Consider the following 711-nt stretch of genomic DNA (forward strand, 5'->3'; position numbering starts at 1 on the left):
TTTTTTATCCCAATGGGCATTTGGGGGATTGGTCACACCAAGAGCCAATGAGCATCAATTTAGAGGTTGGTGATGACAGAGCTTGAACCTTTTCCTCTCCCACAAATTATTGAAGAGCTTTCTGTTGAAGCAATTTTAGAGCAAAAGATCACGCGTTTGACTGAGCTTTTTGCGGCGCATCATATTCCTTATAATGTGGAAAAGACGGCTTATGATCCCGTGGTCATTCAATTGCAAGCGTCCGCTTATGAAGAGTTGCTATTGCGCCAGCGAATTAATGAAGTGGCGCGGGATAATTTACTCACATTTGCGCGTGGAACAAGTTTAGATCATTTGGGGGATTTTCATGGGGTCACGCGCCTTTTGGATGAAGATGATGAGCGTTTGCGCCGCCGCATTCGCTTGAATAGACAAGGACATTCCACAGGTGGCACAGCGCCACGTTATCAATATTTTGCGCTCTCCAGTGATATCCATGTCAAAGATGCTTTTGTTTATCGTGTGGGCAAAAGCCCGATTATTCATGTGGCTCTTTTTAGTGATAGCCCATCAGGGGTGGCAGATGAAGCTTTAATTGCCAAGGTGCAAGCCGCCCTTGATGCCCCCCATGTTAAAATGACCAATGACCACATCCTTGTGAAAAGCGCGGTACAGCGGATGATCAATGTTTCTGCTGATTTTTGGTTGTTACCGGATGAAGGCTCCTTTGTT

1 protein-coding gene is annotated in these 711 nt (G+C 45.6%); it reads left to right on the top strand.

What is annotated here, in order from left to right; translation table 11 throughout:
- Positions 1–72: 72 nt before the first annotated feature.
- A partial coding sequence (locus ACFINH_RS10185) for a baseplate J/gp47 family protein (protein WP_375633057.1) occupies positions 73–711 on the top strand: 639 nt, incomplete at its 3' end.

It is taken from the genome of Bartonella sp. AA74HLJMH, from assembly GCF_042197045.1.
Taxonomy (GTDB): domain Bacteria; phylum Pseudomonadota; class Alphaproteobacteria; order Rhizobiales; family Rhizobiaceae; genus Bartonella.